The sequence below is a fragment of the Sandarakinorhabdus sp. genome (assembly GCF_040398645.1).
Lineage (GTDB): Bacteria > Pseudomonadota > Alphaproteobacteria > Sphingomonadales > Sphingomonadaceae > Sandarakinorhabdus.
Genome location: NZ_JBBATR010000012.1, coordinates 1 through 20,429, shown reverse-complemented (window position 1 = coordinate 20,429; position 20,429 = coordinate 1). Strand labels below are relative to the sequence as shown.

Below are 20,429 nucleotides of genomic sequence, written 5' to 3'. Positions count from 1 at the left end.
GCGGCATGGCTGATGCCTTCGCGGGCCAGGCCGGCCATGGTGGCCAGAAATGTCACCACATCGGGCGTCGTCAGCCCGCCGGTGCTGTTGCCTGCGCTGATCTGGTCGTGGCCGGTGGTGACACCCAAGGTGCCGATGCTGGCAGCGCGCTGGCCGGCCAGATACCAGAGCTGCCGAGTCAATTCCGCCGTGCTGGTCTTGCCGTTGGTGCCGGTGATCGCCACCGTGATCGCCGGGAATGGCGCAAAGAATCGCGCTGCCAGCTGCGCAAATACCGCACGCGGATTGGCATCGGCAATGTGCAGCGCCCCGGTGACACTGGCTTCAGGCCGCGCCACCACGGCGATGGCACCAGCGGCCACGGCAGCGGCGGCGAAATCCTCGCCATTCACCCTGGCGCCAGCAAATGCGCCGAAGATATTGCCAGGCGCAACCTTGCGGTGATCCAGCGCAAAGCCAGTGATAGCCGCGTCGCCGCCGCCGGGCACCAGATCGCCAAGCCGGATGCCGCCCGCCGCCACAGCTATTCTTTCACCTCGGATGGGGCCGGCAACAGCCCGGTCAGATCAAGATCACGGCCGCTGTCGGGCGCCACCCCCAGCGGCGGCGCAATGCGTTCGATGATGCGGCGCACGGCCGGCGCAGCCACCATACCAGCGGTGCGAAAGCCGGCGGTGGCCTTGCTGCCGCGCGGATCATCGATCATCGTCACCACGACATAGCGCGGCGCATCCATCGGGAATGCCGCCGCAAAATTCACCACATTGCGGCCGTGAACATAGCGGCCATGCTCGATCTTCTCGGCAGTGCCGGTTTTTCCGCCCACCCGGTAGCCCGGCGCATCAGCGCGGCGGCCGGTGCCGCTGGTCACCACCAGCCGCAGCAATCGGCGGATTTGTTCGCTGGTCGCCTCTGAGACCACGCGGCGGCCGGAAACCGCGCTGGCGCCGTCGCGGCGCAGCAACGTGGGCGCATGATAAATCCCGCCATTGACCAGCGCCGCATAGCCGGCAGCGAGATGCAGCGGCGTCACGGTCAGGCCGTGGCCATAGCTGATGGTCATGGTGGCGCTTTGCCCCCAGTTGGATAGCGGCGGAAACTGCGGCCGCGCCTTTTCCTTCAGCTCGATGTCCACCGGCCTTAGAAAGCCCAGCATGTCCAGAAAGGCGCGCTGGCGGTCGCGGCCCACTTCCATGGCGATGCGTGCCGTGCCGATGTTGCTGGAATAGATGAAGATTTCCGGCACAGTCAGCCAACGGTTCTTGGCGTGATCGTCGCGGATGCGAAAACCGGCCACGTGCAGCGGCTGGGTCGCATCATATTGCTTCTGCAAATTGGTCAAGGTGCCGCTTTCCAGCGCCGATGCTATGGTGAACGCCTTGAAGGTGGAGCCCAGTTCATAGGCGCCCAGGGTCACGTTGTTGAAGCGCGAGCCGTCGTCGTTTTCCTTGGTATAGCGTGTGCCATCGGCGCGCTGGCCCGGCACATTGGGATTGAAATCCGGCAGCGACACCATCGCCAGCACTTCGCCGCTGGCCACATCGAGCACCACGCCCGCAGCGCCTTTGGCGTTCTGATCGGCCACCAGCGCGGCCAGTTCATATTGCATGGCCTGCTGCACGCGCACATCCAGCGAAAGCGTCAATGGCGCTGCGCGCGCGGCCTTGTCGGCCAGCCGGTCATCAAAGGCCCGCTCGATGCCGATCAGGCCGTGGCCCTTTTCATCGGTATAGCCCAGCACCTGCGCGCCGAGGCTGTAATTGGGATAAAGCCGCTGCGCCTCGCGGGCGATTTCGATGGCCGGATCGCCGAGATCGTTGATGCGCTGGGCCTGGCCGGGCAGCACGCGGTGCGCCAGATAGCGCAGCGATTTCGCGCTGGTCAGCACTTCCAATATGGCGTCGCGGCTTTGTTCGGGCAGGATTTCCGCCAGTTTCGTGGCCAGCAATTCCGGATCGGATGTCAGCCGCTTCGGCATCACGGTGATGGCATAGGCTTCGAACGTGCGCGCCAGTTCGACGCCGTTGCGATCAACGATATCGCCGCGCGGCGGCGCTGCGCTGATGGTGCTGCTGCTGCCTTCGGGTAGGCCTTGCAGCACGGCCAGATCAATCAGCCGGACCAGTACGAACAGCACCAGCACCGGAAACAACATGATCAAAAACGCCAGCCGCTGGCGGGCCTGCGCCCGGGCCGTGACATGCTCGCCGGCGCCAAGTGCGGGCGGGGCGTTTGCAGGCGATGCCGGCAGTTGCGGGATTGGGCCGGGAATGCTGGCCATCAGCTGGCGCCGCCTTGTGGCTGCAGCGCGGCCAGATCATCGGCCTGCAGCGTATCATTAGCCGGATAGGGGGCCGCATAGGGGGCTTTCTGGCCCTCAAAACTGGTCTGCACCACGCGCGCGCCGGCCTGGGTTGCCGGCGCTGGCTGCGCGCCGGGCGCAGCCGCGCCAGCAGCCGGCGGCTGGATTGGCAGGCCACTGCCCGCGATGGCAAATTGCACCCTTGGCGCACCGTCCGGCTGAGCGGCAAACCCGGCCAATTGCACCGGCGAATGCAGGATTTGCGCACCCTGCGGCGCCGACAGCTGGAAAACGGCATCGTTCCAGCGCTGCAGTTCGGGCATGCCGGCGCGGGTGCCCAATTCGGCCTCAAGCTCGCGGATGCGCACAGTGGTTTCAACCAGTTCGATGTTCAGCTTGGTGACAGCCCGGCGCTCGGCGGCGGCCTTTGTGGTGATGATCTGTGCACCTGCGACCACGACCGTGGTGACAGCAATCATCGCAAGCGCTGAAAAATACTGCCTCATGCTGCTGCTCCTGCCGAAGAATGCGTATCCCCACCTGGTCCCCACGCTGCGGCGCTGCTGCGCACCGCACTGCGCAAGGTGGCGCTGCGTGCGCGTGGATTGCGGGCAATTTCGGCTGGCGATGGCCGTATCGCCTTGGCTGGCCGCAAAAAACTTGGCGCAGCGCCGGGCATGGCCAGCGGCTGGTGGCGCGATGCCGCCGGCGCACCGCCGGACCGGTCGCGCAGGAAGTTTTTCACGCGCCGGTCTTCGGCGGAATGGAACGACACCACCGCCAGCCGCCCGCCGGGCCTCAACAGGCGTTCGGCAGCGATCAAGCCTGCCTCCAACTGGCCAAGCTCGTCGTTGACATGGATGCGCAGCGCCTGAAAACTGCGGGTGGCTGGGTCCTTGCCAGGCTCAGCGCGCCCCAATACCCGGCGGATCAGCCCGGCCAGATCGCTGGTGCGCGCAAACGGGCTTTGGACCCGGTCCGCCACGATCGCACGCGCAATGCGCCGTGATCCGCGCTCATCGCCCAGATGAAACAGCACGCCGGCAATCTCGGCCTCATCGGCGGTGTTGACGAAATCGGCCGCGCTCATGCCGGCCTGGCTCATGCGCATGTCCAGCGGGCCATCGGCCTGAAACGAAAAGCCGCGCGCCGCCGTGTCGATCTGCATTGACGACACGCCGATATCAAACGCGATGGCATCCACCGCGGTCACGCCGTGATCGGCAAGGCCAGCGACCAGTTCGGCAAACGGGCGCTGAATGAGCGTTACATCCGCCGCCGCCAGATCGGCATTGAGGGCAATGGCATCGGGATCGCGGTCAAAGCCGTAGGCATGGCCGAGCCCCCCGCCCAAGCTTACCCCGCGCGCGGCACGCAGATAGCCGCCAGCGCCGAGCGTGGCATCAACATACACATCGCCTGGTTGCAGCGCGAGCGCCGCCATGACCTCACCGATCAGCACCGGAAGATGCGGCGCGCTGGCGCTGCTGGGGGCGGCACACAGGCTCATGCGGTGGGCCGTTCCAGCGGGAGGCCGCGGGTTTCCATCTCGCTTTCCACTTGCAGGCGCTGGCTGGCTGGCAGCAGCGGGTGGGCCATGAACAACCACGGGTCCCACAGTTCGAAATATTCAAATCCGCCGACAAACAGCACATGGCTGGCGATGGCACCGGCCTTGCGAATCCCGGCCGGCATCACCACCCGCCCGGCATCATCGATGCTCAATGTGAGCGTCGAACCAAACAGAAAGGCGCGTTCGGCATAGGCTTCCGGGCTGTTGGACGCGCCGTGACGGGCATCAAAGTCGCTCTTCAGCTTGGCAAAATGGGTTTCATCATAGGCGACCAGGCAGCGGCGATCGGCATGGCCTGGCCCCAGCATGACTTGGCGGCCGTCGGTGCGGGCGGTGATCACATCCCGAAACTGGGCCGGAATCGACAGCCGACTTTTCGCGTCGACCGCGTTCACGCAATAGCCAGTGTAGGATGTGTTGTTCACTCCAATCCCCCGTCGGGGAAGGATGGCTGGCTGATGCTACCGGCGCTGCACTGGCGCTTGTTCGGCAAACATCGGCCACATGCCACCCATTCCCACTGTGGATAAGTGGCTTAACATGGGACAGCATGGTCAACAATGGATTCTAATGGGCTAAGTTGGTCTCAGCTGGGGATATCCATCGTCAATTTGCACCAATTGGGCGGATGTTCGTTTTGTGTTCTGGTTTTACCTTGGGGTGTGGATAAAGTTGTGGATGGATTTACAGGCCGGGCTGGCAGGCCTGTCTTGCGCAATGCCGGTTGGACACTGCTGGCCTGATGCCGAAGTGCCCCGGCAGGCGATTGATTCGGCCCGAGTCGGACTATGGTTCGGGGCATGGTTTGGGCGGAATAAATGCGCGCCGCGTCCTGCTTGTGTGCCGGCATCATGGCCGGCGGGTGTGGGTCGCCGGGCCGGGCGCAACGCCAAGCACGGCCAAGGGCTCGCCCGCGCCAGCGGGCCGCGCATCGTTGCCGGCCGGGCTGCGACCAGCGGCGGCGGCCATCACGATCAGAAACACGGCTGCCAGGCCAGTGAGGCCCCAGCGCAGCCGCCGGCCACTGATGCCACTGACACTGATGCCACTGGCACCCATGTTGCCGCGCAATTGGCGCGGCGCGGGCGCGGCGGCACTGTTGCTGCCACGATCACCGTCCACGCCCGCTTCGAAACCGGAAATATCCATCAGCTTGAGGTTAACCGCCTGCTCACGTGGCGGCAAGGCCTTTGGCAGCAAGCCACTCCGGATTGTAAATCGTTGAAAGATAACGCAGCCCACTGTCGCACAGGATGGTAGCAATGATATGCCCCGGCCCCATCATCTGCGCCAACCGTATGGCACCGGCAACATTGATCCCCGATGACAGGCCCAGGCAAATGCCTTCTTCATCGTTCAGGCGGCGCACCCAGTGCAGGCCTTCGGAGTCCCCCACCCGAAATTGCGCGTCCACCGCCAGCCCATCCAGGTTGCCGGTGATGCGCGACTGGCCGATGCCTTCGGACACGCTGCTGCCCTCCGCCTTCAGCTCGCCATTGGCAAACCAGTTGTACAGCGCCGCGCCTTCCGGATCGGTCAAGGCGATGGTGATGCCCGGCTTTTGGGCGCGCAGCCCCAGCGCCACGCCGGCCAGCGTGCCGCCAGTGCCCACCGCGCAGGTAAAGCCATCGATCTTGCCGTCCGTCTGCTCCCAAAGCTCGGCCGCCGTGGTGCGAATATGGGCCAGGCGATTGGCAACATTGTCAAATTGATTGGCCCAGATGGCGCCGGGGGTCTCCTGCGCGATGCGGCGCGAGGTGTGCACATAATGGCCGGGATTGGCATAGGGCGCGGCCGGCACCAGCACCAGTTCGGCGCCCAGCGCCCGCAGCGTGTCCATTTTTTCGCGGCTTTGGGTTTCGGGCATGACGATGATGGTGCGGTAGCCGCGCGCGCGGCCCACCAACGTCAGGCCGATGCCGGTGTTGCCAGCGGTGCCTTCCACGATGATGCCGCCGGGCTGCAGCAGGCCGCGCTCTTCGGCATCATCGATGATGCCCAGCGCGGCGCGATCCTTGATGCTGCCGCCGGGATTGAGGAATTCGGCCTTGCCAAGGATGGTGCAGCCGGTTTCCCGGCTCGGCCCGGCCAGTGTCATCAGCGGCGTGTTGCCGATCAGGCGCGTGATATCGGCGGCAATCATCATGGGCCACTTCTACCCCCGGGGCCGACAACCGGCAAGGAAGCTCTGTTGCCCGGCGGCAAAGCCGGGCTAAAGTGCGCTGGTAATGTCAAGAATCCTGCTCTTGCTGCTGTTGCTGCTGGCTGGCTGCAGGTCGCCGCCGGGCGGCGTGTTGACCGTGGCCGTGATCGGCGAAGGCCCGCTGGCGGACGATCTGGCCGCTGAGGCCAGCAGCGCCACCCTGCTGCGGCACGGGCCGGCCGGCGAACTGGCCACCGGGCTGGCGACCAGCTGGCGCTTTTTGGACGAAGGCGATTCGGTGATCCTGCGGCTGGCACCGCAGCGCTGGCCGGCTGCTGCTGGCGCGCCCGTTGCCAGTGGCCAGGAATTGGTTGCGGCCGATATCGTCACCAGCTTGCGCCGGCCGCGCGATGCCGCGGCGCGCGCCGTGCTGGCGGATGCGGGACTGGCGGCGCGCGGCACGGTGCGCGCGCCCATCACCCGCGTTGTGGAGCTGCTGCCGCGCCCGGCCACGCCATTTTTGCTGGACTGGTTGGCGCAGCCGGCATTGGCGGTGCGCAATCGGCGCGGCGCGGCGTTTCCGGGCCTGTATGTGCAAACCAGATCAGCCGGCGTGATCACGCTGCTGCGGCGCGCCGATGCGCCATTGGCCATTGCACAGGCCGCACGCATCATCATCGAGCGCCCGGACGCAGCAGCCGCAGCGCGCCGCTTTGCCAGTGGAGAGCTACAGGTGGTGCTGGGGGAAGGGCTGGGCGGGCTGGCCACGGCGCGCACCGGCGCGACCGGCCGCGCCCTCGTGGTGGAAGCGGTGCACGGGGTGATCGGCCTGGCGATCATGCCGGCGGCGGTGATGCCGGGGCAGGGCGCGTTGGCCGATCCGCACCTGCGCCGTGCCTTGCTGCTTGCGGCCGATGGCGCGGCCCTGGCCAATCGCATGGCTCTTTCGGCATTGCAGCCGCAGAATCGCCTGTGGGACGGGCTGCCGGTGCCCGGCGACGCCCGGTCGCTGCCGCGCGCCGAGCGACTGGCGCAGGCAGCCGAACTGCTGGCGGCGGCCGGTTATGGCCCAGACCAGCCGCTCCGGCCGCTGCAATTGACCCTTTTGGCGGCGTCCGGTGCCGAGGCCGGCTTGATTGCCGACGAACTGGCCAGCCGCTTGCGGCCGCTGGGCATCGTGCTGAAAATCGTGCGGGGTAGGCATAATGGCAGCAGTGGCGGCAATCGCGGCAATCGCGTCGTCCCGCGCCATGATCTTGCGCTGCAGGAACTTGGCGTGCGGGTGCCCGATGCGGTGGCTCATCTTTCGCGCTGGCGGTGCGGCCGCGCGTTGCCGTGCAGCGCCGCTGCGGATGCCCTGCTGGCGGAGGCGCGCAGTGCCGGCAATGATCTGCCCGCCCGCGCAGCCGCACTAACGGCCGCCGAAGCGGCGCTGATGGCCGATCCAGCCTTCATTCCGCTGCTGCGCCCTGTGCGCTGGGCGCTGGTGGCACGCGGCGTGACCGGCTTTCAGGCCAACACCACCGGCCATCACCCGCTGGCGCGAATCAGGCCGGCGGGCGCCTGATTGCGCAAGGGCTTGGACTCAGCGGATCAGCACTGTTTGGCGGCCGCGCGGCCGATTTCGCGGCCAGCCAACGCGCCGGCACCGGCAACCAGCGCCGTTTCGCCGGCATTGCCGCCGGCAAGCGCCGCGCCAGCGCCAGCAATCACTGCGCCGGCGATGGCCGCCCGCACCTTGGCGCGCTTCTTGGCGCGCAGGCATTCGTTGAGCGATGGATATTGCTTGCCGTCATATTCGTACAACACGGGCTGCGATTGTTTGTTGCCCGCCGCAGGGGTGGACTGCCAGGGCACGTCCGGCTTCGCGCTGGATTGATTGGTCAATTGCAGGCCGTTCCGCGCGCCAGCTGGCACGGCAATCAATGCAGCGGCGGCCGCCATCACAGCAGGTGCGAACCAAGGACGAACATGCTGGGGGCGTGTCATTGCGCAATCTCCTTGGCGGTGGGCTTCGGTAGGGGATGATGCGCCCGGCCATGGCCGATGATCAAGCCTGCGTTTGGCTTGCTGGGTTGGGCAGTGGTCAAATCGGTGATGAAGCGTTCGGAGCAGGCCGCTCAAAAGAGCGCCAAGCCCATCAAAACTGCGCGATCACTGCCAGAAAATCAGCGCCCCAGCGTTCCAGCTTGGTGGCGCCCACGCCGGGCACCTTGCCCATGTCGGCGGTGGTGCGCGGGCGCAGGCGGGCCATTTCGCGCAGCGTTGAATCGTGAAACACTACATAGGGCGGCACTTCGGCGGCCGCTGCCACTTCACGGCGGCGCTGGCGCAGCGCATCGAACACGCCCTGATCACCCGCAGCAACCTGCGCCGCGGCGCTTGGCGCTGCGGCGCCATCACGGCTGCGGCCGCTGGCTGATCTTGATCTTGCCCCCGCCTGCGCCGCCGCCTGTTTCAGCTGAACCGGCACTTCGCCTTTCAGGATCGGCCGCGATTCCGGCCCCAGCACCAGCCCGCCATGTTCCGGATCGCGCGCCAACGCTCCTGCGGCTTCAAGCTGGCGGGACAGGCTGCGCCATTGGTCAGCCGGCCAGCTGCTGCCGATGCCGAACACACTGGCCTGTTCGTGCCGGAATTTCAGCACTTTCTCCGATGATTTGCCCATCAGCACATCGGCAAGATGCCCGATGCCAAAGCGTTGCCCGGTGCGATACACCGCCGACAGCAATTTGCGCGCGGCTTCGGTCGCGTCCGTAAGCAGCGGCGGATTCAGGCAATTGTCGCAGTTTTCGCAGCGTTTCGGCGGCTCATCGCCAAAATAGCGCAGCAGTTCGCGCCGCCGGCAGCCTGGCGTCTCCAGAAAGGCGATCAAGGCGTTCATGCGCCTTGTTTCATCGGCCTTGCGGGCATCATCGCCGTCGCCAGCCGCAATGAATCCGCGCAGCCGCGCCACATCGTCGCCGCCCCACATCAGATGCGCCACCGCTGGATCGCCATCGCGGCCAGCGCGGCCAGTTTCCTGATAATAAGCCTCGATCGATTTGGGCAGGCCGGCGTGCAGCACAAAGCGCACATCAGGTTTGTCGATGCCCATGCCAAACGCGATGGTGGCCACCATCACCATGGTCTCCGATGCCACGAAATCGGCCTGGTGCCGGCTGCGCGTGAGCGGTTCCAGCCCGGCATGATAGGGGCGGGCGTTCATGCCCGCATCAGTGAGCCACGCGCAGATTTTTTCGGTGGCGGCGCGGGTGGGGGCATAGATGATGCCGGCCTGGCCCGGATGATCCGCCATGAACGCCAGGATTTGCTGGCGCAGATTGTCCCGGCCGGCGACATCATAGCGGATATTGGGCCGATCAAAGCCCGACAGTACCACGCGGTCATCACCGATGCCCAGTTGGCGGGCGATATCGGCGCGGGTTTCGCGGTCAGCCGTGGCCGTCAGCGCGATGCGCGGCACGCCCGGCAAGGCATCGCAAAATGGCCGCAGCCGGCGATACTCGGGCCGGAAATCATGGCCCCATTGCGAGACGCAGTGGGCTTCGTCGATGGCGATCAGGGCAATTTCCGTGCGCTGCACCAACTGGCCAAAGCCATCGCCGAGCGCGCGTTCGGGGGACACATAAAGAAGATCAAGCTGGCCATCGTTCATCGCCCGCCACACCTGGTCACCGTCGCTGGCCTGGCTGTTGAGCGTGGCGGCGCGCACGCCCACTGCTTTGAGGCTGCGCACCTGATCTTCCATCAGGGCAATCAATGGCGAAATCACCAGCGCCGTGCCGGGACGGATCAGCGCCGGAATCTGATAGCACAGGGATTTGCCGGCGCCGGTGGGCATGATTGCCACCACGTCGCGCCCGGCCAGGATGTCGGCGATAATATCAAGTTGCGGCCCGCGAAATTCGGCGTGGCCGAACACCCGCTGCAGCACGTCGTGTGGGGTCATGGCATGTCGATAGCCGCTGGCGGGCGCGGCTGCTATGGGCTTTTGCATGGCGGGGCGGTCAACACGAAAATCGGCATCAATCCTGGAATGGGGGCTGCTTGTTGCCGTGCTCGCAGGGGCGGCCTGGGTGATCTGGAGCGAATTGCGCCCTTCGCGCAGCAGCGCGCCTGTTCAAATGGCGCGCGCCATCGCCATCACCGCCGTGCAATTGCCGGGCAGCGCGGTGATGCTGAATGGCACCCGCCTGGCCGGAGCACTGGCGCTTTCCAGCCCTGATTCGGATTTCGGTGGGCTGTCGGGCCTGGCCGCGTTGCCCGATGGCCGCCTGTTGGCCGTAACCGACAGTGGCCGCTGGCTGCTGATGCGGCCGGTATTGGCGCCGGAGAAGGGTGTTGCCCGGCTGGTAGGCGTGGCGGATGCCAGCATGGGCAGCTTGCCGGCCTCGCCCGGTGCCGAGAAATATGAGATGGACGCCGAAGCCGCCGCGATCACGCCAGCTGGCGATACGCTGGTCAGCTTTGAACAGCAGCACCGCATCGGCCAGTATCAAGGCATACCGCCGCGCCGGCTGCTGGCCACACGCTGGCATAGCGATGCGATGCGCTGGCAGGCAAATGGCGGCGGTGAGGCGCTGGCGCTGTGGCCCGATGGCGCCGTGCTGTGGCTGCCGGAACATGCGCGCGCCGGAGTGCATAGCAGCGTGTTCACTGCAGCTGGCGGGCGCGGCCGTGCCGTCACTGTGCGGGGACTGCCAGGCTTTGCGATCACCGATGCCGCCGTGCTCGATGATAACCGCGTGCTGCTGCTGCACCGCCGCTTTACCGGCATCGAAACGGCAGCTGCACTCAGTGTGATCGATGCCGGCGTGCTGCGCGCCGGCGGCACTGCTGTGCCAGCCCGGCTGTTGCTCCGCTGGGACCGGGCATCGGCCTGGCCGGTGGACAATATGGAAGGCGCGGCGCTGGTGCGCGAATCGAATCAGCTGGCGCTGTATCTCGTGTCGGATGACAATTATTCCAGCACGCAGCGCAACCTGCTGTTGCGGCTGGAATTGCCGGATTGGCTGGCGGCCGCCCCTTTACCCCCGGCGCACACAAAAAAGCGGCCGGAGGATGCCCCCGGCCGCCGCAATCCTGCGAATTGGGCCGCGCCTTAAGCGGCGACGGCCTGCTTCTTGCCGATTTCCTTCTTCAGCTTGGCGCAGCGCGGCGACAGCAAGGTGTCGCTGGTCTTCAGCAGCCAATTGTCGAGGCCGCCAACATGCTCGACCGAACGCAGGCCGTTCATCGAGACGCGCAGGCGCACGCTGCGGCCCAGCGCATCGGAAATCAGCGTGACGTTCTGCAGATTGGGCAGAAAGGTGCGCTTGGTCTTGTTGTTGGCGTGGGACACGTTGTTGCCGACCTGGCGGCCCTTGGCGGTCAATTCGCAAACGCGCGACATGGCGGTAGTCCTTGTAGTAACGAGCTTGATGGAAATGCGGGTCGAATCTGTATGAGCGAACACGCCAAAAATGACCCATCCACAGCAGGGAGCGGCGCATAACCCAGCCGACCCTGATCGTCAACCTTGGGCGTCACCCTTTGGCATGAACCGCCGCTGCTGTCCTGCCCGCTCAGACGAAATACGGCATCCAACGGGGCTGGACGCCGCGCATCGGGCCGTGCAGAACAGCGCCATGCCCTGGTTCGCCATTCATTGCATCGACAAACCCGAAGCCGCCGACTTGCGCGCGGCGACGCGTTCGGCGCATCTGGCGCATATCGATGACCATAAGGCCCAGGTGCTGGTTGCCGGCCCGCTGCTGCGCCCCGATGGCCGCGCAATGGGTTCGCTGCTGATCATGGATTTTGAAGACCGCGATGCGGCCATCGCTTTTGCCAATGCTGATCCATATCATGTGGCGGGGTTGTTCGAGAGCCGATCGGTGACGAATTGGCACAAAGTTTTACCGTAGCGCGGGCAGCGTCTATCGCGCAGCGATAGGCGCGGACACGCGCAAGGCCGGCCGGGCTGGCTGACGGCCTTCAGGCCGGCAGAACAGCGCCGACCGCGTGGCTCAGCCACTCCGGCCCCTTCACCCGCCGCGCTGGCGCACGAATCGCCTCTCCCGCCAGAGGCGAGGGGCGGACTGTCCCTAAAAACTCAGCCCCTGCCGCTTGGCCGCGCTGAGCAATTCCGCCCGTATATTCACCCCCGGCGCTGCCAGCCAGCCGAGCATCATATCGGCCAGCGGGGCCAGCGTTGCGACACGGATCATCGCCTTGATCGGGCCGATGCCGGCCGGGGTGATCGACAGTCGATCGACACCCAGCGCGATCAGCGCCAGCGCCTCCAGCGGGCGGCCACCCATTTCGCCGCACACCGTTACGGGCACGTCATGCTGCGCAGCGGCGCACACCACGCGGCGGATCACGCGCAGGATCGCCGGGGACAGCCAGTCATAGCGATCCGCCAGCCGCGGATTGGCCCGGTCGGCGGCAAACAGAAATTGCGTCAGATCGTTGGTGCCGATGGACACGAAATCGGTCATCGGCAGCAGCACATCGAGCTGCTCGATCAGCGCCGGCACTTCGATCATGGCGCCGTACTGCACATCGGTGGGCACGGCCCGGCCTGCAGCGGCCAGGCGTTCGCGCTGCGCCTCCATCAGGGCGCGGGCTTCGGCAAATTCCCAGGGTTCGGATACCATCGGGAACATCACCGAAAGCGTGCGCCCGGCCGCGGCCTCCAGCAGTGCCCGCGCCTGCACCTTCATCAATCCGGTGCGGCCCAGCGCCAGGCGCAGCGCCCGCCAGCCCATCGCCGGATTTTCATCCTCTTCGCCGCCGGCCAGATAGGGCACGGCCTTGTCACCGCCGATATCGACGGTGCGAAACACCACCGGCTTGTCCCCGGCGGCGGCCAGCACGCCCTGATAAAGCGCCTGCTGGCGTTCGCGGCGCGGCAGTGTGGCCGATACCAGAAACTGAAATTCGGTGCGAAACAGCCCGATGCCATCGGCGCCAGCAAGTGCAATGGACGCGGCATCGTCAAGCAGCCCGGCATTCATGTAGAGGGCGATCTGGCGGCCATCCTTGGAAATTGCCGGCAGATCGCGCACGCGTTCCCATTGTTCGGCCTGCCGCGCCTTCAGCACGCGCATGGCCTGATAGGACTTGATGGTGGCGGCGGTGGGCCGCACCAGCAGCGCGCCATTGCCGGCATCGACAATCAGCTCATCGCCGTCGTTCACCTGGGCAAACAACTGGTCGACCCGGCCCAGAACCGGCACGCCCATGGCGCGCGCCACGATGATGACATGCGCCGTCAGGCTGCCTTCTTCCAGCACCACGCCTTGCAGGTGGCGCTTGTCATACTCCAGCAGTTCCGCTGGCCCCAGATTGCGCGCGATCAATATGGCATCGCTCTGCAATCCCAGCTGCGCCGCCGTGCTGAGCTGGCCGGACAGCGTGCGCAGCAGGCGATTGGAAAGATCATCAAGATCGGTCAGTCGTTCGCGCAAGTAGGGATCATCGATACTCCGCATGCGCTTGCGGTTGCGCGATTGCACGCTTTCCACAGCGGCTTCGGCGGTCAATCCGGTTTCGATGGCATCGTTGATGCGCCGCGACCAGCCTTCGTCGTAGGCAAACATCTTGTAGGTTTCGAGGATTTCGTGGTGATCGGTGCCGGCCACGAATTCGGCCTGGCCCATCATCGTGTCGATCTGGGCACGCATGCGGCCGAACGCTTCCACCAGCCGGGTGCGTTCCACATCGACATCATCGGCAACCGTGTGTTCCACCACCACGCGCGGCTGGTGAAACACCGCCACGCCGCGCGCCAGCCCATCCACCAGTTTCAGGCCGTTCATGCGCAGCGGGCCGGAATTGGCCGCGCGCATGCGCATGGCCTGGGCATCATCCACCAGCCCGGCACTGTGAATCAGCTCCGACAGCACCATGGCAACGGTTTGCAGGCCTTCGATTTCGATTTCGGTGTAATCGCGCGGTTCAAGATGCTGCACGGCCAATACGCCGATGGCGGCTTCGCGGCGGACGATCGGCACGCCGCAAAAGCTGTGAAAATCATCTTCGCCGGTTTCCGGGCGATAGGCGAAATCCGGGTGCGCCTTGGCCTCGGCCAGACTGAGTGGTTCGCGGCGGGCGGCGATGTTGCCGACCAGGCCCTGGCCCATCGACAATTTCGTCACGTGCACAGCGGTTTGGGCCAGGCCAAAGGTGGCAAACAGCTCCAGCACGCCGTCCCGCAGCAGATAGATCGATGCCACTTCGCTGCCCAGTTCGTCGGCAGCAATCTTGACCACTTGGTTGAGCTTGGCCTGCGCGGCTGCCTTGCCGGCCATCACATCGTGAAGGCGGCGCAGGATCTTGCGAGCGGCGCTGGCTGGCGGCATCAGGCAGCCACGTCGCTGAGGGTTGCAGGGGTTACAGGCGTTGCAGGCACTGCGCGCCGGGCAATTGCGGCTTCGGCTTCACTGGTCAATTCCGCGATGATCTCGGCCACCGGCTGCACGCTGGTGACCATGCCCACCGATTGGCCGGCCATCAGGCTGCCCGTGTCGATATCGCCGTCCACCACGGCGCGGCGCAGCGCGCCGGCCCAGTAATGTTCGATCGCCAATTGCCCCGCCGCCAAGTCCATCTCGCCGCGGTCTACGGCCGCCGCCACCTCGCGCTGGCGGGTGTTGAAGGCCTCGCTGCCGGCGTTTTTAAGGGCGCGCACCGGGATCACCGGCAGGCGCGGATCGACCTGCACACTCGACAGCGCATCGCGCGCACTGGCCCGCACAAATGCCGCCTTGAACTTGTCGTGCGCGACGCTTTCGGTGGACGCGGCAAAGCGCGTGCCCAGTTGAACACCGGATGCGCCCATTTCCAGATACGCGGCAATGGCGTTGCCGCGCCCGATGCCGCCCGCCACAAATACCGGAACGTCGGTGATGACGGGCAGGATTTCCTGCGCCAGCACGGTCAGGCTGACCGGCCCGATATGGCCGCCGGCCTCCGATCCTTCGATGACGATGGCATCGACGCCCGACCGCACCAGTTTCTTGGCCAGCGCGGCGGTGGGCGCAAAGCACATTAATTTGGCACCAAAGCCCTTGATCCGGGCAATCGCCGCGCCCGACGGCAGGCCGCCGGCCAGCACGACATGGGTCACGCCTTGCCGGCCGCAAATATCGATCAATTCCTCCATCATCGGATGCAGGGTGATTAGATTGACGCCGAACGGCTTGTCGGTGAGGGCCCGCGTGGCAATGATCTCGGCTTCCAAAATGGCCGGCGGCATTGATCCGCAGGCAATGACGCCAAAGCCGCCGGCGTTGGAAATCGCCGAAACCAGATTGCGTTCGGACACCCAGGTCATGGCGCCGGCCATGATGGCGTGGCGGGTGCCGAGAAAGGCGCGGCCGCGCGCCGATGCGGCGTCCAGATGCGGGGTATTGCTCATATGTCCGTCTCCGCATCCGTTCCGATCGGCCCATCCAGGCCATAGGCCGTGTGCAGCACACGCACTGCCAGTTCCACATAATCCTGCGGAATCAGCACGCTCACCTTGATCTCCGAAGTGGTGATCGCCTGGATGTTGATGCCGCGGCTGGCGAGCGCGCGGAACATGGTCGCGGCCACGCCGGCGTGGCTTTTCATGCCCACGCCAACCACGGAAATCTTCACCACCGTATCGTCGTGCAGCAATTGCGCAAAACCAATCGCGCCCTGCGCCTTTTCCAGCACATCGATGGAGGCCGGCAATTGCGAACGCGGCACCGTGAAGGTCACATCCGTGGTGCCTTCATCCTTGGCGATATTCTGGACGATCATGTCGACATTGATGTTGGCATCGGCCAGCGGGCCAAAGATGCCGGCCACCACGCCGGGCTTGTCGGGCACGCGCACCAGAGTCACCTTGGCTTCGTTGCGATCGGCCACCACGCCCACGATCAATTCGCGTTCCATCTCGTCATCCTCGTCAACCACCAGCGTGCCGGGCGCATCGGAAAAGCTCGACAACACCTGCACCACCACTTTTTCCTTCATGGCCAGTTCCACCGACCGTGTCTGCAACACCTTGGCACCCACGCTGGCCAGTTCCAGCATTTCCTCGTATGTAATACGCTGCAGCTTGCGGGCGCGCGGCACTATGCGCGGATCGGTGGTGTATACCCCGTCAACATCGGTGTAGATATCGCAGCGATCCGCCTTCAGCGCCGCCGCCAGCGCCACCGCCGACGTGTCCGACCCGCCGCGGCCCAGCGTCGTCAGGCGGCCATCGGCGGTGAGGCCCTGAAAGCCCGGCACCACCGCCACCGCGCCGGCCGCCATGCTGTCCAGGATCGCCGCCGTGCCGACATCCTCGATCCGGGCCACGCTGTGCGCGGCGGTGGTGCGGATCGGCAATTGCCAGCCCAGCCAGCTGCGCGCCGAAACGCCCAATGATTGCAGCGTGATCGCCAGCAGCCCCGATGTGATCTGTTCACCGGCGGCAACCACAACATCATATTCGGCCGGATCGGCCAACGGTGAGGCTTCTCGGCAATAGCCGACCAGCTGGTCAGTGGTGCCCGCCATGGCGGACACGACCACGGCCACCTGATGGCCGGCATCCACTTCACGCTTGATGCGTACGGCCACGGCGCGAATCCGCTCAGATCCCGCCATCGACGTGCCGCCAAATTTCATCACGATCCGGGCCATGTCCGGCAGCTTCCCTTTGCCTGTGCGCCACTATTGCGCTTGCCTGATAGGAAGCAAGGCGGGCATTGGCAAGCAAGGCACAGCTTTCATGAGGCCAAGCAAAGATGACCACTGCCGCCAGCATCAATCCCGACGAAGCCGCCTTCTTTGGCGCGCTGGCCGATGATTGGTGGAATCCGAAGGGCAGCTCGGCAATGCTGCACCGCATCACGCCGGTGCGGGTGGCGCATATTCGTGGGCTCGCGCTGGCGCATTTCGGGTTGGACGCCAAAAGCCGCCGGCCGCTTGCTGGCCTGTCGGCGCTGGATGTCGGCTGCGGCGCCGGCCTGATGGCGGAGCCGCTGGCGCGCATGGGCGTTGCCACCAGCGCCATAGATGCCGCCGCGCAAAACATCGAAGTTGCTGTAAAGCACGCCGCCGCCGGCGGCCTGAGCATTGATTACCGCAACATTCCGGTCGAAGATCTTGCGGCCACCGGCGCACACTATGATCTCATCACCTGCCTCGAAGTCGTCGAGCATGTCGCCGGCCGCGATACCTTTTTCGCCGCCATTGCCAGCCTGCTCAAACCCGGCGGCCTCGCGGTATTTTCCACCCCCAACCGCACCCCGGCCAGCTGGGCTGTCGTCATCGCCGGCGCCGAATATATCACCCGCAGCATCCCGCGCGGCGCCCACGACTGGAACCGCTTCTTCACCCCCGCCGAATTGGCGGAAGCGCTCAGCAACGCCGGCCTGACACCGGGCGAGCCCAGCGGCCTGACCTGGCGGCCCGGCAAGGGCTTTCATATCGGCAGCGTTATTTCGGTGAATTATTTCCTGTCTGCAATGAAAGCGTGCCAAGTATAAATCGCACTGGCAAACGGATATCTGATTTTAAATCATATTATGAATATTTATTTATTAAATAAGAAAATCAATATTCCCTCGCCGCCAGATCGTTGAACTGATGTTACTCGATTTACAGTGGAGTATCAAAAAGCCACCGCTTAAAATTATAGATCAGTCAATCAGGCTGGCCTATCAGCAAAGGTCCTGAGGGCCTTATATACTTCCGGATCAATTCTTCTGGCACGGCCGCGATCCTCGGAACCCTGTATATGTATGCCAACGACAATTCTCTGCTGTCCAAAAAGCCCAAAAACAGGTGCGCCACTCATGCCGCCCGCTGTCTCGAAATCATAGATCAAAAGAGCTTTCCTGTTAGATTTGAGCAATCGGCCGCCAGAATAATACTGACTTTTCGGGAATCGATCATTGGCGTAGCCACAAATATTGACCTGCAATTTTCGAAATTGCTTGTCTTCGAAACTTGCAAATCCAAAATTGCCCAACGCGTGGCCTGCGGCCGAACTGGCCAATCTCAATGCACCAAAATCAAATTCTGGATCGTCGTTGCCTTCAAGCCATCGGCTATCACAGTAAGTCTCTGAAACACTGAAACTTCGAAACGGCGCAACGGCGCCATCAAACGCCGGTGAGACAATGATTTCGACTGCCATGCCCTTACCTTCGCGGTGGCTAAAGATATTATGAGCAGCTGTACCCAGGCAGCGGTCGCTCATAAACCAGGCTGTGCCTATGTCCTTGGAACCGTCGCTGAACGTAATTTCCAACCGTGCAATGCATCGCCACGGGAGGCCAGTTGTATCGTCAATTTCCACAAGCTCATGCCCAACGCTGTCCCCCTGCGACTCAAAAACTTTGGACTTGTTGGCTTTTTGAACATCTTTAACTGGGTTGGCATTCATGGGCAGGAGACCGTGATTTCGAGCTCTCGCTCTGTCGAACCCCGGGACGTGCTCCAAGGTGCTACCCCCATGCGTTTCCATCATTCGGCCTAGAGACAGAAATTCCGTGGCTGGAACGGAAGATGCAGCTGTCGGTGACAGGGGGGCCGGTTCAGGATCCGGCAAGCCTGTCAATGTCCTGAGGCCCTTGTCGAATGCCGGGGGCGCCGCAACTTCAACTTTGGCTTTTGATGTTCGACGGCCCTTGCGCTCCGTGGTCATGTCCTGATCCTCTGCGGCCAGTGCTTGTTTTCTACAGTCAATTGGGATTGATCCCAGCGCCTCGATCTACGACGAGAGCGCCGAGGAAGACGATGTGCCACCCTGAGCAAATGTTACCCGCTTCCTTCCGGGCCTCGAGACCGGATCGCCGATAACTGGACATCCAGATCGGCCGATAGCCTACTTAGAGGGACTTCATATACTCCACCAGCAACCTACGCTGGTCTGCACTGATCCGAGCATTTCCATAGTCATGCCCAAGGTTGGAGTTTCCACTGCCCTTTTCTGAATTGAAAAGAGACGACCGATTGGCCGGGGTAGCCGGGGCGTCCACAAACCCAACATTCACTGTATCGATTTCTCGGTTGCCCACCCAAAATGCCTTGGCGCGCTTTGACGGTTCCAGGAGCAACTCTGTCAGCGACTTGACAGATCCATTGTGAAGAAAGGGAGCTGTCGCCCAAATGCCGTTCAAAGGACGCGCCTTGTATGCGAGTATCCGCTTCTTTTCATCGCCGGCCGGGGCCTTTTCGGCCGTCTCAGCATCCGCCATACACTGCGCCAGTCGCTTTTCTTTGCTCAATTGCCCATTCAATTCAACAGGATTGGTGACTGCCGCGCTCTGATTTGTAAATATCTCAGGTTCAATACCAAGCGCTTCAAGCGCCGCTGTTCGCAAGACTTCGAATTTGTTGCGCAAAAGGATTCCGATTGCCTGCGTCTGCAAGAACGTCCGGGTGTAATTTTCGTCTCCAAATTCCTCGCCGGCCAGGATTGATTGTTTTGTTCCTTTCAACACCCCACTTTTTGCAACGTAGGTATAAGCGTTACACATCATCCAAGGGTCCGTGCCCACGCCATTGGCGCCCCACACTGGCGTCGCTACGTGGTTGATGGGCGTTTTCAAATCTGTCCTTTTAAGATCGCTATGGCAGGAAGCGCATGTCGTTTTGCCATCAAACATCACTTCGTTGAATAACTTTTTTCCTGCCGCAATGTCTTCTTTGGTAGGCTGTCCAAATTCGTCAGGCCAAGCTGGCGACATCAAGGATGCGAGTTGGTTTTCTATGTCATAAAGATTGCCAATGAAAACGCTTGAATAATACCCATTGGCCTTCGCCTTCTCTCTAAGCGTCACGTCCGCATAAACGCCAATCGACTGGCTTGTATTTCTTACCAATGATCCGACAGGGATTTTCAATGCCCCGATCTTCGCTATGCTGTTTGGAACAAGGCTGTTCCATTGGACAAATTCCTGCTGCCGTGTGTTCCAAATAAATGGGTAGCTCACAGGGGCGTCAGGCTTGCCACGAATTTGAGACGTTGCGTTGTTCAAAAAGGCGACTTTGTTCAAAATATGTCCGACAGCATCAAGACGTCCATGCCCATAGGCATTATCGACATCGGAATCCACATTGTAAGAATCTATTCCACCCAAATAAGCGATAAGCTGTTGGAGTGCGCCGTTTAATTTTCGGGAATCACTTTCCGAATTCACTCTCTTTTCAGAAAGCGCCACTCGATCCGAAAAACGTTGAAATTTGGACGAATCCGCCTGTGTTGTTTTGAGTGCCACCAGCAGCGTATCGGTTAAATCTTGAAAGTCTGCCAATGTCGGAGCGCCATCGACACGAAAGGGCTTCCCATTGTGGGTAATCTCGGTGGTGTGGCAAGCCGAGCAATTAAGACCAACCCAAGGAGCCTTTTCTTTCTGATTTTTAGACCAACGAAATTTCGTATAACTTAG

The 20,429-nt window shown here is 63.3% G+C and carries 19 protein-coding genes; 4 read left to right on the top strand and 15 right to left on the bottom strand.

All coding sequences use genetic code 11. The annotated features are described in order from the left end of the window. The 7 genes from ABWP50_RS04500 to ABWP50_RS04470 form a co-directional block, all read right to left on the bottom strand. The coding region (locus tag ABWP50_RS04500; protein WP_353216832.1) for a Mur ligase family protein at nt 1-506 on the bottom strand (506 nt) is incomplete at its 3' end. Nucleotides 507-523: 17 nt separating this feature from the next. Then, nucleotides 524-2,281: a peptidoglycan D,D-transpeptidase FtsI family protein gene (locus ABWP50_RS04495; RefSeq protein ID WP_353216799.1), complete on the bottom strand. Its 1,758-nt coding sequence runs from the start codon at nt 2,279-2,281 to the stop codon at nt 524-526. Further along, nucleotides 2,281-2,760 (bottom strand): hypothetical protein, encoded by a 480-nt coding sequence (locus ABWP50_RS04490; protein WP_353216798.1) that lies wholly within the window; start codon nt 2,758-2,760, stop codon nt 2,281-2,283. The genes ABWP50_RS04495 and ABWP50_RS04490 overlap by 1 nt, the downstream gene beginning before the upstream one ends. A gap of 44 nt (nt 2,761-2,804) precedes the next feature. Beyond that, on the bottom strand, nt 2,805-3,812 hold the full coding sequence (rsmH, locus tag ABWP50_RS04485) for a 16S rRNA (cytosine(1402)-N(4))-methyltransferase RsmH (protein ID WP_353216797.1): 1,008 nt from the start codon (nt 3,810-3,812) through the stop codon (nt 2,805-2,807). Next, nucleotides 3,809-4,270, bottom strand: coding sequence for a division/cell wall cluster transcriptional repressor MraZ (locus ABWP50_RS04480; RefSeq protein ID WP_353216796.1), 462 nt, complete (start codon nt 4,268-4,270; stop codon nt 3,809-3,811). Before ABWP50_RS04480 ends, rsmH begins: the two co-directional genes overlap by 4 nt. Nucleotides 4,271-4,724: 454 nt before the next feature. Then, complete coding sequence (locus ABWP50_RS04475) at nt 4,725-5,024, bottom strand: hypothetical protein (RefSeq protein WP_353216795.1); 300 nt, start codon at nt 5,022-5,024, stop codon at nt 4,725-4,727. A gap of 22 nt (nt 5,025-5,046) precedes the next feature. Continuing rightward, the gene (locus tag ABWP50_RS04470) at nt 5,047-6,021 is read right to left on the bottom strand and encodes a cysteine synthase A (RefSeq protein ID WP_353216794.1); all 975 of its coding nucleotides are present in this window, start codon (nt 6,019-6,021) and stop codon (nt 5,047-5,049) included. 82 nt (nt 6,022-6,103) lie between these two features. On the opposite strand from ABWP50_RS04470, the gene ABWP50_RS04465 reads away from it, so the two are divergent. Next, the gene (locus ABWP50_RS04465; RefSeq protein WP_353216793.1) at nt 6,104-7,585 is read left to right on the top strand and encodes an ABC transporter substrate-binding protein; all 1,482 of its coding nucleotides are present in this window, start codon (nt 6,104-6,106) and stop codon (nt 7,583-7,585) included. Nucleotides 7,586-7,611: 26 nt separating this feature from the next. On the opposite strand, the gene ABWP50_RS04460 is transcribed toward ABWP50_RS04465, so the two are convergent. Both ABWP50_RS04460 and recQ read right to left on the bottom strand, forming a co-directional pair. After that, complete coding sequence (locus ABWP50_RS04460) at nt 7,612-8,007, bottom strand: hypothetical protein (RefSeq protein ID WP_353216792.1); 396 nt, start codon at nt 8,005-8,007, stop codon at nt 7,612-7,614. A 151-nt stretch (nt 8,008-8,158) separates the two neighbouring features. Next, nucleotides 8,159-9,970: a DNA helicase RecQ gene (recQ, locus tag ABWP50_RS04455; protein ID WP_353216791.1), complete on the bottom strand. Its 1,812-nt coding sequence runs from the start codon at nt 9,968-9,970 to the stop codon at nt 8,159-8,161. A 46-nt stretch (nt 9,971-10,016) separates the two neighbouring features. On the opposite strand from recQ, the gene ABWP50_RS04450 reads away from it, so the two are divergent. After that, a complete protein-coding gene (locus ABWP50_RS04450) occupies nt 10,017-11,126 on the top strand; it encodes an esterase-like activity of phytase family protein (protein WP_353216790.1) in 1,110 nt (369 codons plus the stop codon). Here the strand turns inward: ABWP50_RS04450 and rpmB are convergent. Further along, the gene (gene rpmB, locus ABWP50_RS04445; protein WP_353216789.1) at nt 11,123-11,413 is read right to left on the bottom strand and encodes a 50S ribosomal protein L28; all 291 of its coding nucleotides are present in this window, start codon (nt 11,411-11,413) and stop codon (nt 11,123-11,125) included. The two genes, ABWP50_RS04450 and rpmB, sit on opposite strands and share 4 nt — an antisense overlap. A gap of 70 nt (nt 11,414-11,483) precedes the next feature. Between rpmB and ABWP50_RS04440 the strand changes: the two genes are divergently transcribed. Beyond that, nucleotides 11,484-11,927: a YciI family protein gene (locus tag ABWP50_RS04440; protein ID WP_353216788.1), complete on the top strand. Its 444-nt coding sequence runs from the start codon at nt 11,484-11,486 to the stop codon at nt 11,925-11,927. Nucleotides 11,928-12,107: 180 nt separating this feature from the next. Here ABWP50_RS04440 and ptsP read toward each other — a convergent pair whose 3' ends face one another. The 3 genes from ptsP to ABWP50_RS04425 are packed head-to-tail and all read right to left on the bottom strand — an operon-like array spanning nt 12,108 to nt 16,671. Next, nucleotides 12,108-14,369, bottom strand: a complete 2,262-nt coding sequence (ptsP, locus tag ABWP50_RS04435) for a phosphoenolpyruvate--protein phosphotransferase (RefSeq protein WP_353216787.1) — start codon at nt 14,367-14,369, stop codon at nt 12,108-12,110. Further along, a complete protein-coding gene (locus ABWP50_RS04430; protein WP_353216786.1) occupies nt 14,369-15,427 on the bottom strand; it encodes an NAD(P)H-dependent flavin oxidoreductase in 1,059 nt (352 codons plus the stop codon). The genes ptsP and ABWP50_RS04430 overlap by 1 nt, the downstream gene beginning before the upstream one ends. Further along, nucleotides 15,424-16,671 (bottom strand): aspartate kinase, encoded by a 1,248-nt coding sequence (locus tag ABWP50_RS04425; protein WP_353216785.1) that lies wholly within the window; start codon nt 16,669-16,671, stop codon nt 15,424-15,426. The genes ABWP50_RS04430 and ABWP50_RS04425 overlap by 4 nt, the downstream gene beginning before the upstream one ends. Before the next feature lie 104 nt (nt 16,672-16,775). Between ABWP50_RS04425 and ubiG the strand changes: the two genes are divergently transcribed. Further along, nucleotides 16,776-17,519, top strand: coding sequence for a bifunctional 2-polyprenyl-6-hydroxyphenol methylase/3-demethylubiquinol 3-O-methyltransferase UbiG (gene ubiG / locus ABWP50_RS04420; protein WP_353216784.1), 744 nt, complete (start codon nt 16,776-16,778; stop codon nt 17,517-17,519). Nucleotides 17,520-17,680: 161 nt separating this feature from the next. On the opposite strand, the gene ABWP50_RS04415 is transcribed toward ubiG, so the two are convergent. Both ABWP50_RS04415 and ABWP50_RS04410 read right to left on the bottom strand, forming a co-directional pair. Continuing rightward, on the bottom strand, nt 17,681-18,682 hold the full coding sequence (locus ABWP50_RS04415; protein ID WP_353216783.1) for a trypsin-like serine peptidase: 1,002 nt from the start codon (nt 18,680-18,682) through the stop codon (nt 17,681-17,683). Nucleotides 18,683-18,866: 184 nt separating this feature from the next. Further along, the coding region (locus ABWP50_RS04410; RefSeq protein WP_353216782.1) for a di-heme-cytochrome C peroxidase at nt 18,867-20,429 on the bottom strand (1,563 nt) is incomplete at its 5' end.